The following is a 16,474-nucleotide window of genomic DNA, read 5'->3' as shown; positions in this document are numbered from 1 at the left end:
ACCCATCAAATGCCACCGTTAAGCGCTTGTCAGTGATACGCTTTAGTCGTACAATGAAACACATCAGCAACCCCTGCAATAACAAGGTGATAAAATGAAAAAGCTTTCTGTACTGGCTTTGGCGATGATGACGGCGACTGTAGCGAACGCATCGATCTATGACACTCCTGCCAATCAAGGTCAATGGTACTGGCAAGCAGACATCGGCTATTCAGAGTTGGATTTTGATTTTGGCGATACTAATCGCACCGAAGATGGTGTCGGTGCTCGTATCAGTATCGGCAAGGACAAAGGCAGCTATCGCTATGCTTATGATTACAGCTATTTTGGTAATGCCGAAGATAACTACTACTATCGTGATGGCACGGCCTATATCCATGATGAGTACAATGTCTATGCGCACTCAATCGGCGCCAGCGCTTTTTATGACTTTAAGAATACAAGCAAGCTAACGCCTTATGTTGGCGCTCGTGTCGGTGTCAATTTCCTAAGCGATGAGCTGCGTCGCTGCGTGTCATCATATAGCTATGGCGGTGAATTCTGTGGCTATAGCGAAGATACCAACACTGACACTCGTGTCGGCATCGGTGGCATCGTGGGCGTCAGCTATCAAGCAACGCCTGCGGTTGCGGTTAATGTCAGCGGCGAATACAACTATCTGGGCAAAGTCGGTGATACCAAGATCGACCAAACTGGTGCCAATATCGGTGTGCGTATGAATTTTTAATTGATTGCCACATCGCTTAAAACCCATCACACGCTGATGGGTTTTTTCTTTGAAATAATTTGTAACATTATTGCTAGATTGTGTTAAAAAGCCTTGACGGGCTCAGCATGAAAGCGATAGAATGATTTCACCCAACCATAGGGTGTTTATTAAGAAATTGTTATGAAAAAGATTGTACTTGCTACAGCTATCGCTGCACTATCAACCGCTGCATCTGCTCAATACTATGTTCAAGGTGATGTTGGTTATTCAAAGCTTGAAGCAAAAGTTGATGACTTGAAAATCAAAGACAATACTACTTCTTATAGCATCGCTGCTGGTAAAGATGTTGGCAATATCCGTTATCAGGCTGACTACACCAATTTTGGCAAGCTTGAGCATAACGGCGAAGATGCAGGCGGTCTAGCGGTTGTGGGTAATGACGCTTGGGAAACTACCTTAAAAGCACAATCAATCGGTTTGTCTGCAATTTATGATTTTCAAACTGTATCAGGTTTTACGCCGTATGCAGGTGTGCGACTTGGTGTGAATCAGTTGAAATATGAAGAAAATTTGAAATATTCAACAATTGGTGTTAATGGTGCTTATATGGTTGGGTCCGAAAGCTACTCAGGCAAAGACACCAAAGTTGGCGCAGGCGTGCTAGCTGGCGTTCAATATACCATCAATCCACAGTTGGCGGTTGATGTCGCTGCTGAATACAACCATCTAGGCAAAGTTGAAGACATTAAATTCAACCAATACGGCGCTAAAGTTGGTCTGCGTTATAACTTCTAATCTGACCATCTTGGCTATATAGCTATCCCAAACCCATCAATTCGTTGATGGGTTTTTTGCCAAAAATAACAAAATCAGCTGACATCAGCTTAAAAATCTGTTATAATCTGCGTTTAAGTGCCATTAGGCTTAGGCAGGCTTTAGCAATGCAATGCTTGCCCGAATATCACTGCATTGCTTATTAGGAAATTGTTATGCTAACGAATCAAGATCGTATCGACATCATCGCTAAATACAAGCGTGGCGAAAATGACACTGGTAGCCCAGAAGTGCAAGTTGCACTACTAACTGCTCGTATCAACGACCTACAAGACCACTTCAAAACTCACAAAGCTGACCATCACAGCCGTCGTGGTCTAATCCGTATGGTTAACCAACGCCGTAAGCTACTTGATTACCTAAAAGGTAAAGACCTTAACCGTTACACCGACCTAATCGGTTCACTAGGTCTGCGTCGTTAATTCGCCCGATGGCGACAGGTAAGTCCTGTTTACGATAATAAAAACGGCGTGCTTTTTGCGTGCCGTTTTTTCGTTAATTTTCAGCAAAATTTGGCAAGTATTTAGAACTCTAAGGCATGGCACAAGTTGGATTTCCAATCGGTGTAATGGCTTAGGGCTTTAGATATTGCCAAAGTTCATTAATTAGGAAAAGTTTATGTTTAATACCATTCGTCAAGAATTCCAATATGGCAACCAACAAGTTGTCCTAGAAACTGGCCGTATCGCACGCCAAGCCAATTCAGTGCTTGTGCATATGGGCGGTGTGTCTGTACTGGTTGCTGTGGTGGTTCGTCCAGAAGCTGTTGCTGGTCAAAATTTCTTCCCATTGACCGTCAATTATCAAGAAAAAATGTACGCATCGGGCAAAATCCCAGGCGGCTATGGCAAGCGTGAAGGCCGTGCTAGCGAGTTTGAGACGCTGACATCTCGTCTGATTGACCGTCCAATCCGCCCGCTATTCCCAGAAGGCTACTACAACGAAATCCAAATCACCGCTACCACGATTTCATCTGACAAGACCCAAGATGCTGACATCGCAGCGATGATTGGTGCATCAGCAGCATTGGCTATTTCACCTGCGCCATTTAATGGCCCAATCGGTGCGGCTCGTGTTGGCTTTATCAATGGTGAATATGTCCTAAACCCAAATCTTGCTCAGATGAAGCAAAGCGATCTTGATCTGGTTGTTGCAGGCACCAAATCAGCCGTGTTGATGGTTGAGTCTGAAGCGCGTGAGCTGTCAGAAGATCAAATGCTGGGTGCGGTGCTATATGGTCATGCACAGCAACAAATCGTGATTGACAACATCAATGCCTTTGCCGCTGCTGTTGGTAATGCTAAGCAAGAATTTGTTGCCCCTGCGATCAACGAAGAATTAAACAATGCACTAAAAGCAGGCTTTACTGATAAAGTGAGCGAAGCTTATACCATCACTGTTAAGCAAGATCGCTATGCTCGCCTAGACGAAATCAAAAACGAAGCCATCGAAGCATTGGCAGGCGATGCTGAGAGCGAAGGCTATGCTGAGCGTGTTGATGAAATCAAAGCGCTATTCGAAGAGCTTAAATACCGCACCGTGCGTGATAACATCCTATCAGGCAAGCCACGCATCGACGGCCGTGACCTAGAGACAGTGCGTGCACTGGATATCCAAGTGGGTGTATTGCCATATACACACGGCTCTGCGCTATTCACTCGTGGCGAGACCCAAGCTTTGGTGGTGACCACACTAGGCACGAGCCGTGATGTGAACTTGGTAGATACTTTGGCAGGCACTAAGCAAGACCACTTCATGCTACACTACAACTTCCCACACTTCTCAGTGGGTGAGACAGGCCGTGAAGGCGCACCAAAACGCCGTGAAATCGGTCATGGTCGCCTAGCTCGCCGTGGTGTTCAAGCCATGCTACCAGCGGCTGACCGCTTCCCATATACCATCCGTGTGGTATCAGAAATCACCGAGTCAAACGGCTCATCATCGATGGCATCTGTGTGCGGTGCATCACTATCATTGATGGATGCAGGTGTACCGCTAAAAGCCCCTGTGGCGGGTATTGCGATGGGCCTGGTCAAAGAAGGTGAGCGTTTTGCGGTACTATCAGACATCCTAGGCGACGAAGATCATCTGGGCGATATGGACTTTAAAGTGGCAGGTACGACCGAAGGTATCACAGCCCTACAGATGGACATCAAAATCGAAGGCATCACCGCTGACATCATGGAACAAGCGCTCAAGCAAGCACACGCTGGCCGTATCCATATCCTAAAAGCGATGAATGAAGTCATCTCGTCTAGCCGTACCGAAATCAATGCGCACGCACCAAACTATGCGACCATCAACATCAACCCAGAAAAAATCCGTGATGTGATTGGTAAAGGTGGCGCAACCATCCGTCAGCTGACCGAAGATACTGGCGCAACCATCGACATCGAAGACAACGGCACTATCCGCATCTTTGGCATGGATAAGGCATCAACTCGTGCCGCCATCGCCCAAATCGAAGCCATCACTGCCGAAGTTGAAATCGGTGCAACTTACGAAGGTACTGTGGCTCGCATCGTTGATTTTGGCGCATTTGTTACCATCCTACCGGGTACTGATGGTCTAGTACACATCAGCCAAATCTCTGATGAGCGTGTCGAGAATGTCGCTGACTACCTAAAAGAAGGTCAAGTGGTCAAAGTCCAAGTTCAAGACATTGACAATCGTGGTCGCATCAAGCTAACCATGAAAGGCATTGAGCAATAAGCCGTTGCCAATTAACCAAAACCGCTTTATCGTTGTGATAAAGCGGTTTTTTTGCTTTTTGCTTTTTTGCTTGCTACTTATTTAAATAGGCTTTGTCCAAACAGACAAATCAGCCACCTCGATGATAAGGGTGGTTATTGATAATACTCATCGCACGGTACAGCTGTTCCATCAAAATCACCCGCACGAGCGGATGTGGCAGGGTCAAATCAGACATCGACCACTTAAAATCCGCCGCTTGTAGCACATCATCGGAGACACCGTCAGCACCGCCGATGACCAGTGCAATATCCGCACCATCTTGCATGGCGATGGATAATTTGTCGGCAAGCTTTTCGGTAGAGAGCATCTTGCCTTTGACTTCAAGTAGCCATAAGAGCTCTTTGGGCTGTTTGGCGTTTAAAATCGTCGCCGCTTCCACCGCTTTGTATTTATCAATCTCGGCAGGTGATGGGTTTTTGCTGCGCTTGGCAGGCGGTAATTCAACAAGTTCAACGCTCATCATCGGCTGAATCCGCTTAAAATACTCTTCAAAACCTGTCTGCACCCAGTTTGGCATCTTATGCCCGACACTTAAAATTCGTAATTTCATCATCAATTTCCCAAAAATTTGCCAACAGTTTACCCAATTTTCCCCAAAAATTCACCGAAAAAATCGATAATTGATGGCGAAAATAACAAAACTTTGTTATGCTACAATTATTTCTTATCATCATATAGTTTATATCGCATGACTGCTACGAACACCGCCTTACATGACCCTAGATTGGATGACTCTGAATTTGAATATGCAGGGTTTTGGGAGCGGTTTTTGGCGACGCTGATGGATGGTTTGCTGTCCTTGATTGTGTTTGCACCGCTGATATATTGGGAATATGTGCAGATGGGGCAGTACAGCATCGATGAGATGCCGTGGATGACCGTGCCCGAAGCAATCAGCACGGTGCTTGGTGCGGTGGTGGTGATTGCTTTTTGGGTCAAAAAAGGCGCAACACCGGGCAAAATGCTGTTTGGGCTACAGGTGCGTGATGCCAAGACGGGCAAAATGGTGAGTATCGGTCAGGGTCTGCTTCGGTATATCGGCTATTATGCATCGGCGATAGTGTTTTGTCTTGGCTATATTTGGGCGGGATTTGATAAGCACAAACAAGGCTGGCATGATAAGATTGCCAGCACTGTGGTGGTCAAGCGTATTCGCTGATGACCCAGTCTGCCAAGATTGCCAAAACTGCCAAGCGTAGGCAGGGCGATGCCTTTGAGAGCCAAGCGGTGGCGATGCTACTGGATAAGGGCTATCAGATTGTGGCGACCAATTATATCGCACCCAAGCTTGGCGAGATTGATATCATTGCCACTTGCCAAGTGCTTGAGCGTGGCGTGCTTGTGCCATGTGTGGTATTTGTCGAAGTACGCAGTCGCAGAGCGTCCGATTATGGGGCGGCGATTGATAGTATCACACCTGCCAAGCAAGCCAAGATTTATCGCACGGCTGAGCAGTTTTTGGCGACGCATGATGCTTATGCCAAGATGGCGACCCGCTTTGATGTGATTGTTTTTGATATCAATCAAGATGGCACAGTATCGCAAGATTGGCTGATATCAGCGTTTTGATTGATTAGATTTTTTAAATTTAAATACTTTGATAAATGGGAAAGTTGTTATGAAAAAAGTATTTGCCGTATCGATGATTGCTATTTTGAGCGCAGGATTGGGTGCGTGTGCGACCAGTGGCACGGACAGTGTGGGCGCTGATGCGATGGGTCGTACCATCCCTGAGCGTATCAGTGATGAGAGTATTGAGCTGACCGCGCGTCGCAATCTATCAACCATCCCAGGGATTAATGAGAATAATGTGCGTATTGCTATCGATAGCTATCGCCGTGAAGTTCTGCTAACAGGTGAAGTGCCAACCGAGCAAATCAAAGTAGAAATCGGACGCACCATCGAGTCGATGCGTGATGTGCTCAAAGTGTATAACTATCTGACCGTCACCGAAACCCCAAAAAGCCAAAGTCACACCGTGCACGAAAACTACCTACGCTCAAAAATTGGTACACGACTGCTGGCTGAGCGTGGTATCAAATCATCACAGTACAAAGTCATCGTCCGTGACCGCACTGCCTATGTGATGGGCTATATGACCCCAACACAGCAGGATTATATTTTGCAAGCGATTCAAGCGACCCCGGGCATGGCGATGGCAGTGACCTTGACGACACTTGTCACCGACGGCGAAGTAGCAAGCCTACCAGACACCGCTAGCAATGCCAATCAGCCAGCTGATAGCAGTACGGTCTATGGTGGCGATGCCCAAAATTCAGGCTACACCCTACAAGAAATCTATACACCAAACGCCAGCACGACCGCCCCTGTCAATACTGCCCCTGTACTTGGTGGTCAAGGCGGACAAACTACCCAATAATTGACTGATTTTTTGGGATATTTTTATCAAATTTTCAAGGTGAATTGATAAAAATTTTGGTATAATAATTCTTTTGCAATAACCCCCTGTACTTGCTTAATCGTTGTACAGGTTTTGTCAGTAATCAAAGAGATGTCAATGAATTCAGATGATTTAATCGCACTACTTCGCCCGCAGTTTGCCGATGCACATATCGAAGCGGTCAATCAGGGTAATAAATTTGAGCTACTTATCGTGGATAACGCCTTTGAGGGCAAGCGATTGGTGGCTCGTCAGCAGATGATTTTTGCTTTGGTCAACGAACACATCCAAAGCGGTGCGATGCACGCCTTGACCATCCATGCATTGACCCCTGCTGAATACGACGCTCGCAAAGCTAACTGATTGATTAATAAAGAGAATACGCATGGATAAATTTAAAATCACGGGCAAAAGCCGTATCGCAGGCGAAGTCACCATCTCCGGCTCAAAAAATGCCGCTTTGCCACTGCTAGCTGCGATGCTATTGCCAAATGATGAAACCGTACTGCACAATGTGCCAACGCTCAAAGACACCGAAACTTTGGTCAAGCTGATTGCAGGCACGGGTGTCAAGATCAAAAAAGAAGGCAATACCGTCGTGGCAGATGCTCGCACGGTGACCGATTATTATGCACCGTATGAGCTTGTACGCACCATGCGCGCATCGATTTTGGTACTTGGCCCATTGCTTGCTCGCTTTGGTGAAGCGGAAGTGTCGCTACCGGGCGGCTGCTCGATCGGCTCTCGCCCTGTGGATCAGCACCTAAAGGCCTTTGAAGCATTAGGCGCAAGCATCACCGTAGAAAATGGCTATGTCAAAGCCAAAGCACCAGCAGGTGGTCGTCTGATTGGCTGTGATTTTAGCTTTGATATGGTAACCGTCGGCGGTACTGAGAATGTCATCATGGCAGCAGCGCTTGCTCGTGGTACGACACGCCTAGAAAACTGCGCCACCGAGCCTGAAGTGGTGGATTTGGCGAATATGCTGGTGGCGATGGGTGCTAAGATCAGCGGTATCGGCACGACGACGATGATCATCGAAGGCGTGGATAGCTTGCACGGCTGTGAGTACAGTGTCATCGCCGACCGTATCGAGACGGGCTCATATCTAGCTGGTGCACTGATGAGCGAAGGCGATGTCTTGACCAAGAACACATCGGCAGAATTTTTGCACCCAGTGCTCAAGAAATTTGAAGCGATGGGCGCAACCATCGCCACAGGCGATGACTGGATTCGTGCGGTGATGACTGGCCGTCCAAAGGCAGTGGATATTCGCACCCAAGTGCATCCAGGTTTCCCAACCGATATGCAAGCACAGCTGATGGCGGTGTGCTGTTTGGCAGAAGGGACGAGCACCATCATCGAAAACATCTTTGAAAATCGTTTTATGCACGTGCCAGAGCTACAACGCATGGGTGCCAAAATCCGTGTCGATGGTCATACTGCCATCGTCGAAGGTGTCGAAAAATTCACCCCTGCACCTGTGATGGCGACTGATTTGCGTGCATCGATGTCGCTGGTGATGGCGGCGGCGTGCGCCGAAGGTGAGAGTATCATTGACCGCATCTACCACATCGACCGTGGTTATGATGATGTCGAGAACAAACTAAGAGCCTTGGGTGTCAATATCGAACGCATCAAGGGCTAAGATAAAAACGCACCAAGATGATTTGGTGCGTTTTTTCATGATAATGTATAGACAAGATTTGATGAATAAGCTGAGAATTTATCATGGCTGACCCAATCCAAACTGCTGATTTTGATGGCTTGACCATTGCGCTATCCAAAGGGCGCATCCTAAACGAAACTTTGCCACTGTTTGCCAAAGCAGGCATTGCCCCGCTTGAAGATATGGAAAAATCTCGCAAGCTGATTTTTGAGACCACTGACCCGTCGGTGCGTTTTTTGATTTTGCGGGCGTCTGATGTGCCGACTTATGTCGAGCATGGCGCAGCGGATATCGGCGTGGCGGGCAAAGATGTGCTGATGGAATATGATGCGCAGGTATATGAGCTGCTTGACCTTGACATCGCCAAGTGCCGTCTGATGACCGCAGGCATCAAGGGCAAAGCCTTGCCAAATCGTCGCCTGCGTATCGCCACCAAATATGTCAATGTCGCTCGTGCTTATTATGCCAGTCGTGGCGAGCAGGTGGATATTATCAAGCTGTATGGCTCGATGGAATTAGCACCGCTTGTGGGCTTGGGTGATTTGATTGTCGATGTGGTGGATACGGGCAACACCTTGCGTGCCAATGGGCTTGAGCCACTTGAGACCATTTGCCAAGTGTCATCACGCTTGATTGCCAATCCAGTGAGTCATAAGCGTAAACTTGCCAAGCTTGAGCCGATTTTACAGATTCTACAAACTGCGGTGCAGCAAAAATAACACCAAGCCACACAAAAGCAGTCTGATATATAGGAAATTATGATGAAAATTTTAAATTCAACCAGTGCAGATTTTCAAGAAGAACTTGCCAATTTGCTTGCTTTTGAAACCGTAACAGATGCCGGTTTGATTGCTACTGTCGATGCCATCATCGCTGATGTACGTGCTCGTGGCGATGTCGCAGTGCTTGAGCTGACCCAAAAATTTGACCGTCATCCTGCCCAAAGTATCGATGAGCTATTTATTAGCCAAGATGCACTCAAGGCGGCATTTGATGGACTTAGTGATGAAGTGGCAGGCGCGCTTAAGCTGTCTGCTGAGCGTATTTTTGCTTTTCATCAGCATCAAGTGGACGACGGCTTTCGCTTTACTGACAGCTTGGGCAATCAGCTTGGACAAAAAATCACCCCACTTGATAGCGTCGGCATTTATGTCCCGGGCGGTTTGGCAAGCTATCCATCATCGGTGCTGATGAATGCCATCCCTGCCAAAGTCGCAGGCGTGGCGAACATCACAATGGTCGTGCCTGCCCCAGATGGACAGCTTAATCCACTGGTTTTGGCGGCGGCACACCTAGCAGGCGTGGATACGGTGATTACCATCGGTGGTGCGCAGGCGGTGGCGGCGCTCGCTTATGGCACAGCATCAATTGCTAAGGTGGATAAAATCACAGGGCCGGGTAATAAATTCGTCGCTGCTGCCAAGCGAGCTGTCTTTGGGCAGGTGGGCATTGATATGATTGCAGGGCCATCAGAAGTGCTGGTCTATGCCGAAGGCGAGATGGCGGATAATGCTGAGTGGCTTGCGATGGATTTGTTGTCCCAAGCTGAGCATGACACGGTGGCGCAGGCGATTTTTGTGACCACAAGCCAAGTACAGCTACAAGCGGTTCAGACAGCGATTGAGTCAGCATTGGCACGCTTACCAAAGGCGGATATCTCAAGGGCAGCGCTTGCTAATCGTGGTGCGTTGATTTTGGTCAAAGACCGTCGTGAAGGCATGGCAGTGATTAATCAAGTTGCGCCTGAGCATCTTGAATTGTCGCTCGATGACCCTGAAGCGGTGCTCGATGACATTCGTCATGCGGGGGCGATTTTTATGGGTCGTCATACGCCTGAAGCGATTGGCGATTATTGTGCGGGTAGTAACCATGTGCTACCGACATCAGGCACGGCAAGATTCTCATCACCGCTTGGCGTGTATGATTTTCAAAAGAAATCATCGCTGATTTATTGCACCAAAGAGGGCGCTGTGCCACTTGCCAAGACTGCTGATATTTTGGCTATCGAAGAAAACTTAGAAGCGCACGCCTTATCAGCACGCTATCGCCATCAAGCAAGCTAACAAGTCGCAATTGTAAAAAAAGGAAATCCCATGACGATTGATACTCGCCTTTGGAGCGACAAGGCAAAAAGCCTGACGCCGTATGTACCGGGGGAGCAGCCCAAGCATGATAATTTGGTGAAATTAAACACCAATGAAAACCCATTCCCCCCAAGTCCAAAAGCCGTGACCGCCATGCAAGCGGTGCTGGCTGATGAAGCATCAGCACTGCGCCTATATCCTGAGCCTGAGTCCGACCATCTGCGTGATGCGCTGGCGACTTATTATGGTCTAACTCGTGATGAAGTCTTTGTCGGTAATGGCTCGGATGAAGTGTTGGCACTAGTGTTTGCGTGTTTTTTCAAAAAAACTCGTCCACTGCTGATGCCTGATATCAGTTACAGCTTTTATCCTGTGTATGCCGACACCTTTGGGGTGGATGCCCAAACTGTACCGCTCAATGACAGCTTTGGCATTGATATTGATGATTATGACAAGCCGTGTGATGCCATTATCCTAGCCAATCCCAATGCGCCGACGGGTAAGCTGTTGCCACTTGACGACATTCGCACGCTTGCCAAGCGTCATTCGGATGCGGTGGTGGTCATCGATGAAGCCTATATTGATTATGCAGATGATGTCAAATCGGCATCGGCGATTGCATTGATTCGTGACTTTGATAACATCGTCGTCACCCAAACCTTCTCAAAATCTCGTGCGCTCGCTGGTCTGCGTGTGGGTATGGCATTTGCCAATCCAAGTCTTATTGCAGCCCTGATGGCGATGAAAAACAGCTTTAATAGCTATCCGCTTGACCGTGTGGCGCAAGTAGGGGCGGCGGCAAGCGTGGCAGATGGCGAGTATTTTGAGTTGCGTCGTACACAGGTGATTGAGCTACGCAATCAGCTGACAGCAGATTTGACGGCGCTTGGCTTTGAAGTGTTACCATCAGCAGCGAACTTTGTGTTTGCCAAGTTTGACGGTAAAGATGCTGCTGACATCGCTGCCAAACTTCGCACCGAAGGCGTGATTGTCCGACATTTCAAGCAAGAGCGTATCAAGGATTATCTGCGTATCAGCGTCGGTACAGCTGAGCAAAATGCGAGATTGATTGAAGTTTTGAAACAGATTTTATAATTTGTGAGAATTTTTCAATCGTAGTAATTGACAATTATGGGTGAATTTTTATCATAAATAATGGTAGAATAAATTCATCACAATGGGTCTTGGCGGATGCCAAGATAATATCAGCCGTTTGGCGTGCGTACGCCAAATTCGCCAACAAAGGAAGTCATCATGACCGTAATTAAGCAAGACGATTTTATTCAAAGTATTGCCGATGCGTTTCAGTTCATCAGTTATTATCATCCGACCGACTACATCGAAGCACTGGTCGAAGCGCTAGAAAAAGAAGAAAACCCTGCTGCCAAAGATGCGATGACGCAGATTTTGGTCAATAGCCGTATGTGCGCCGAAGGCCATCGCCCGATTTGCCAAGATACAGGCATTGCCACAGTATTTTTGAAAGTGGGCATGAATGTCCAATGGGATGCGACGATGAGCGTCGCTGACATGGTCAATGAAGGCGTACGCCGTGCGTACAATCATCCTGATAATACCTTGCGTGCATCGGTGCTGGCTGACCCTGCGGGCAAGCGTACCAACACTCGTGACAACACCCCTGCGGTTATCCATATGGAAATCGTTGCTGGTGATAAAGTGGAAGTAACCTGTGCTGCCAAAGGTGGTGGTTCTGAGAACAAATCAAAGCTTGCCATGCTAAACCCATCAGACAGCATCGTGGATTGGGTGCTAAAAACCATCCCAACAATGGGTGCAGGCTGGTGTCCACCGGGTATTTTGGGTATCGGTATTGGCGGTACACCCGAAAAAGCAGCACTACTTGCCAAAGAATCGCTGATGAGCCACATTGATATCCATGAGCTACAAGCCAAAGCCAAATCAGGTGCAGAGCTAAGCACCATCGAAGCTCTGCGCCTTGAGCTGTATGAGAAAGTCAATGCGCTAGGCATTGGCGCACAAGGCTTGGGCGGCTTGACTACCGTCTTGGATGTCAAAATCCTAGACTACCCAACGCACGCCGCATCAAAGCCAATCGCGATGATTCCAAACTGTGCTGCGACTCGCCATGTGGAGTTTGAGCTAGATGGCTCAGGCCCTGTGGAGCTGACACCGCCAAGCCTAGATGTCTATCCTGACATTACTTATAACCCTGAAAATGGCAAGCGCGTCAATGTGGATACCTTGACCAAAGAAGAAGTGGCAACTTGGCAAACGGGCGATGTGCTACTATTGAGCGGTAAAATCTACACCGGCCGTGATGCAGCGCACAAGCGTATGACCGATATGCTAAATAACGGCGAAGAGCTACCTGTGGACTTCACCAACAAGCTGATCTACTATGTCGGCCCTGTCGATCCTGTGCGTGATGAAGTGGTCGGCCCTGCAGGCCCAACGACGGCAACTCGTATGGATAAGTTCACTCGCCAAATGCTTGAGCAGACAGGACTACTTGGCATGATTGGTAAAGCAGAGCGTGGCGAAGCGGCTTGCCAAGCCATCGCTGATAATAAGGCGGTGTATCTGATGGCAGTGGGCGGTTCAGCCTATCTGGTCTCAAAAGCCATCAAACAAGCCAAAGTCGTGGCATTCCCTGAACTGGGTATGGAAGCGATTTATGAGTTTGAAGTCAAAGATATGCCTGTCACCGTCGCTGTCGATAGCAGTGGTAGCTCAGTGCACGCCACCGCACCAAAAATCTGGCAGGCCAAGATTGGCAAAATCCCAGTGGTCGAAGCCTAAGCTGTCATCTGCGGTATTTGGCGATAGTGCCAAATATACGACAGCCAATACGCCAAAACAAACACCCAAGTTTTTAGCTTGGGTGTTTGTTTTTTGGAGGAATTTTAAAATTGGCCAAATGGCTTGAGGGTTAGGCAACAGATGCGCTTAATGCCATCTCAACATTGCCTGCTACTGCCTTTGAATATGGGCAGACGGTGTGGGTTTTTTCGACTAAGGCAAGTAGCTCTGCTTCGCTGATGTCTGTGTTGGTGGCGACGACATGGATGGCGCCAGTCAAGAAAAACTTGTCATCACCTTCTTTGTTCAGATCAATGGTGACTTGCACTTCACTGTCAAAGCTTTTGCCAGCAGCCTTTTTGACCAAACCCAATGCGCCATCGAAGCATGCTGCATAGCCCATCGCAAAAAACTGCTCAGGATTATTGCCTTCTTGTTTTGAGCCAGGCGAGACCAGATTATAAGTTTTATCATCATCGGACAATTTGGCGGTGCCATTTCGAGCGCCGACGACGGATGCGGTAGTGGTATAGATTTTACTCATGACAGACTCCTTGTTTGTTGTGTTTATCCATCACCGAATCGGTCGGTGACTTCACTTGATTGTAGCAAAAATCAGTAGCCTGCCAAGTAACAAAATGTAGCCTTTTACTTACGCATCCATCAATGAGCAGTATTTCATGCTATAAAAAAAAGAGAACCCAAACGAGTTCTCTTTTTGAAAAATAATTTTAGCAGTTAGGACTGCGTTAAAATTATTTTTTCTCTTCAGTTTTTGCAGCTTCTTCAGCTTTTGGAGCGTCTGCAGCGGCAGCAGCAGCATCAGTAGCAGCAGCGTCAGCTTTAGCAGCGTCTGCGTCAGCTTTTGCAGCGTCAGTAGCAGCAGCTTCGCCTTCTTTAGCAGCAGCGTCTGCAGTTGTAGCAGCAGCGGCAGCGTCAGTAGCAGCTTTTGCAGCGTCAGCAGTTGCTTCTACGCCAGCTTTTGCAGCTTCAGCAGTAGCTTCAGCGCCAGCTTTAGCAGCGTCAGCAGTTGCAGCAGCAGCTTCTTTTGCAGCGTCAGCAGCTGGAGCAGCAGCTTCTTCAGCTTTTGAGCAAGCAGTTAGGGCTAGAGCAGCAACTAGTGCAGATACGATTAGTTTAGTTTGCATGGTAAACTCCAATTAACGGATAAGTGTGTGACAGAAAAACACCTATGAAACAAAATAATAAGAACCATAGCAACCATATATGGCATGGTTGCAAAGGTCCTTCTTGTTGCTTGTCCATAGGTTAATACACTGTGTGTTACGCAATAGTATATTACAATTTAGCAAAAATAAAAACAAATATTTTGTCAGAACGCTAGTAAGTTGTAACAAAATATTTCAATTTTGCCAGTTGTAGCGTTTTCTTTGAAAAGTCAAAAGCAGCTTTCATGCTTTTGCTACTCAAATCTATGCTTACAGCTTGGTGTTAAGAGTATCGTAACATAAAATTGACAGTGTGACAATACAATGACAGCCACTCTTTACAAAAAAATTGTAATTTTTCGATGAATATGAATAATTTGATTAATATTTAATCAAATTGCCATCACAAGCATCAAAAACACTGCTAAAAAAACTTCAAATACAATCGCCCACTGGTGATGGAAAGTGGGCGATATGACGATCGGCAATGCTGAATATTAACTGTTTTGTGATTTTTTGATCATCTGCTCAAAGAATTCGTCGTTAGTCTTGGAATCTTTGAGTCGCTCAAGCAAAAATTCGGTGGCTTGCGAGTCGTCCATCGGCTGCATGAGCTTACGCAAAATCCACACACGACGCAGGGTATCTTCGTCAAGTAGGCGTTCTTCACGGCGTGTGCTGGATTTTTTGATATTAATCGCAGGGAAAATGCGTCGTTCTGCCAAGTCACGCTCAAGGGTGATTTCTTGGTTGCCCGTGCCTTTAAATTCTTCAAAAATCACGCTGTCCATCTTTGAGCCAGTGTCAATCAGGGCAGTTGAGATGATGGTCAAGCTGCCGCCTTCTTCGACATTACGAGCCGCACCAAAGAAACGCTTTGGACGCTCTAGCGCATTGGCATCGACACCACCGGTCAGCACCTTGCCTGATGATGGGATGACTGTATTATAAGCACGGGCTAGGCGAGTGATGGAGTCAAGTAGGATGACGACATCTTGTTTGTGCTCGACGAGTCGTTTGGCTTTTTCGATGACCATCTCAGCGACTTGGATATGACGCTGTGGTGGTTCATCAAAGGTCGATGCGACGACTTCGCCACGCACGGTGCGTTGCATCTCGGTGACTTCTTCTGGGCGTTCGTCGATGAGTAGAACAATCAGATAGCACTCGGGATGATTTTTGGTGATGGATTGGGCGATGGTCTGTAGTAGTACCGTTTTACCCGCTTTTGGCGGCGCGACGATGATAGAGCGCTGACCTTTACCAATCGGGGCGATCAAATCAATGATACGACCGGTCAAATCTTCGGTTGTGCCGTTGCCTGTCTCAAGCACCAATTGCTCGGTTGGGAATAGTGGGGTTAAGTTTTCAAAAATCAGCTTATGACGGCTGCGGTCAGGGGTGTCAAAGTTGATTTCGCTGACCTTTAGAAGTGCAAAATAACGCTCGGAATCTTTTGGCGGTCTGATTTGACCGGCGATAGAGTCGCCTGTCTGTAGGTTGAAACGGCGAATTTGGCTTGGGCTGACATAGATATCATCAGGGCCGGCTAGGTATGAGCCTTCGGATGAACGCAAAAATCCAAAGCCATCGGGCAAAATCTCAAGCACGCCATCGCCATAAATCGCTTCGCCGTTGCGTGCGTGTGTCTTTAGGATGGCAAAAATGATGTCTTGTTTACGGCTTCGTGCCATGTTTTCAAGACCCATAGCGTCAGCGATGGCAAGCAGTTCGCCAACGGATTTTCGTTTTAGTTCGGTTAGATTCATAGATAGGTAAAAATGAAGTGTGTCATGCGCACGATATGTGCAAGAGAATGGATTGGTCTAAAAAAGAAAAATGCAATCAGCAGAACCTTGATTGCAAGCGTGCTAATATTAAGATGAAATTAGGGGGTTTGTCAAGTTAATTTGGCAAAATCAATCGATGGTTGTTTTGCTAGTGTTGGGTGATGGTGTGATACGGTGAATGGTGCAAACTGGTTTGATAAATGTCATCATCACGAACTGATAACAACAAAAAAAGCCCAAACCGTTCGATTTGGACTTTTTAAAATTTGGAGCGGGAAACGAG

17 protein-coding genes are annotated in these 16,474 nt (G+C 47.3%); 13 read left to right on the top strand and 4 right to left on the bottom strand.

Annotation, left to right across the window (positions count from 1 at the left end; all coding sequences use genetic code 11):
• Window positions 1-94 precede the first annotated feature (94 nt).
• From Q0N89_RS06895 to pnp, 4 genes are all read left to right on the top strand, one after another.
• A complete protein-coding gene (locus Q0N89_RS06895) occupies window positions 95-727 on the top strand; it encodes an opacity family porin (RefSeq protein ID WP_294034778.1) in 633 nt (210 codons plus the stop codon).
• A 162-nt stretch (window positions 728-889) separates the two neighbouring features.
• The gene (locus Q0N89_RS06890; protein ID WP_294034775.1) at window positions 890-1,504 is read left to right on the top strand and encodes an opacity family porin; all 615 of its coding nucleotides are present in this window, start codon (window positions 890-892) and stop codon (window positions 1,502-1,504) included.
• Between the two features lie 194 nt (window positions 1,505-1,698).
• A complete protein-coding gene (gene rpsO / locus Q0N89_RS06885; RefSeq protein WP_078254066.1) occupies window positions 1,699-1,965 on the top strand; it encodes a 30S ribosomal protein S15 in 267 nt (88 codons plus the stop codon).
• Window positions 1,966-2,161: 196 nt separating this feature from the next.
• Entirely contained in the window at window positions 2,162-4,255 is a 2,094-nt protein-coding gene (pnp, locus tag Q0N89_RS06880; RefSeq protein ID WP_078254065.1) for a polyribonucleotide nucleotidyltransferase, read from the top strand.
• A 109-nt stretch (window positions 4,256-4,364) separates the two neighbouring features.
• On the opposite strand, the gene rlmH is transcribed toward pnp, so the two are convergent.
• Window positions 4,365-4,847, bottom strand: coding sequence for a 23S rRNA (pseudouridine(1915)-N(3))-methyltransferase RlmH (rlmH, locus tag Q0N89_RS06875; protein ID WP_294034772.1), 483 nt, complete (start codon window positions 4,845-4,847; stop codon window positions 4,365-4,367).
• 138 nt (window positions 4,848-4,985) lie between these two features.
• Here rlmH and Q0N89_RS06870 point away from each other — a divergent pair, with 138 nt between their 5' ends.
• The 9 genes from Q0N89_RS06870 to Q0N89_RS06830 all read left to right on the top strand — a co-directional run bounded on the left by Q0N89_RS06870 (window position 4,986) and on the right by Q0N89_RS06830 (window position 13,232).
• On the top strand, window positions 4,986-5,456 hold the full coding sequence (locus Q0N89_RS06870; RefSeq protein ID WP_078254062.1) for an RDD family protein: 471 nt from the start codon (window positions 4,986-4,988) through the stop codon (window positions 5,454-5,456).
• Window positions 5,456-5,866 (top strand): YraN family protein, encoded by a 411-nt coding sequence (locus tag Q0N89_RS06865; protein WP_294034743.1) that lies wholly within the window; start codon window positions 5,456-5,458, stop codon window positions 5,864-5,866. The genes Q0N89_RS06870 and Q0N89_RS06865 overlap by 1 nt, the downstream gene beginning before the upstream one ends.
• 49 nt (window positions 5,867-5,915) lie before the next feature.
• Window positions 5,916-6,677: a BON domain-containing protein gene (locus Q0N89_RS06860; protein ID WP_294034741.1), complete on the top strand. Its 762-nt coding sequence runs from the start codon at window positions 5,916-5,918 to the stop codon at window positions 6,675-6,677.
• Between the two features lie 138 nt (window positions 6,678-6,815).
• On the top strand, window positions 6,816-7,061 hold the full coding sequence (locus Q0N89_RS06855) for a BolA/IbaG family iron-sulfur metabolism protein (RefSeq protein WP_294034739.1): 246 nt from the start codon (window positions 6,816-6,818) through the stop codon (window positions 7,059-7,061).
• A 22-nt stretch (window positions 7,062-7,083) separates the two neighbouring features.
• On the top strand, window positions 7,084-8,346 hold the full coding sequence (murA, locus tag Q0N89_RS06850; protein WP_294034737.1) for a UDP-N-acetylglucosamine 1-carboxyvinyltransferase: 1,263 nt from the start codon (window positions 7,084-7,086) through the stop codon (window positions 8,344-8,346).
• Window positions 8,347-8,429: 83 nt separating this feature from the next.
• On the top strand, window positions 8,430-9,086 hold the full coding sequence (gene hisG, locus Q0N89_RS06845; protein ID WP_078254057.1) for an ATP phosphoribosyltransferase: 657 nt from the start codon (window positions 8,430-8,432) through the stop codon (window positions 9,084-9,086).
• A gap of 39 nt (window positions 9,087-9,125) precedes the next feature.
• Entirely contained in the window at window positions 9,126-10,430 is a 1,305-nt protein-coding gene (gene hisD / locus Q0N89_RS06840) for a histidinol dehydrogenase (protein ID WP_294034734.1), read from the top strand.
• A gap of 30 nt (window positions 10,431-10,460) precedes the next feature.
• On the top strand, window positions 10,461-11,546 hold the full coding sequence (hisC, locus tag Q0N89_RS06835) for a histidinol-phosphate transaminase (protein WP_294034732.1): 1,086 nt from the start codon (window positions 10,461-10,463) through the stop codon (window positions 11,544-11,546).
• Between the two features lie 159 nt (window positions 11,547-11,705).
• Window positions 11,706-13,232, top strand: a complete 1,527-nt coding sequence (locus tag Q0N89_RS06830) for a fumarate hydratase (RefSeq protein WP_294034730.1) — start codon at window positions 11,706-11,708, stop codon at window positions 13,230-13,232.
• Window positions 13,233-13,362: 130 nt separating this feature from the next.
• Here the strand turns inward: Q0N89_RS06830 and Q0N89_RS06825 are convergent, their stop codons facing one another.
• The 3 genes from Q0N89_RS06825 to rho all read right to left on the bottom strand — a co-directional run bounded on the left by Q0N89_RS06825 (window position 13,363) and on the right by rho (window position 16,170).
• On the bottom strand, window positions 13,363-13,776 hold the full coding sequence (locus tag Q0N89_RS06825; RefSeq protein WP_294034728.1) for an Ohr family peroxiredoxin: 414 nt from the start codon (window positions 13,774-13,776) through the stop codon (window positions 13,363-13,365).
• Between the two features lie 211 nt (window positions 13,777-13,987).
• Window positions 13,988-14,380: a hypothetical protein gene (locus Q0N89_RS06820; RefSeq protein ID WP_294034726.1), complete on the bottom strand. Its 393-nt coding sequence runs from the start codon at window positions 14,378-14,380 to the stop codon at window positions 13,988-13,990.
• Window positions 14,381-14,898: 518 nt separating this feature from the next.
• Window positions 14,899-16,170: a transcription termination factor Rho gene (gene rho, locus Q0N89_RS06815; protein ID WP_078254052.1), complete on the bottom strand. Its 1,272-nt coding sequence runs from the start codon at window positions 16,168-16,170 to the stop codon at window positions 14,899-14,901.
• Window positions 16,171-16,474: the final 304 nt, after the last annotated feature.

The sequence above is a fragment of the uncultured Moraxella sp. genome (assembly GCF_945873075.1).
Classification (GTDB): domain Bacteria; phylum Pseudomonadota; class Gammaproteobacteria; order Pseudomonadales; family Moraxellaceae; genus Moraxella.
This window is presented reverse-complemented; position numbering and strand designations above follow the sequence as displayed.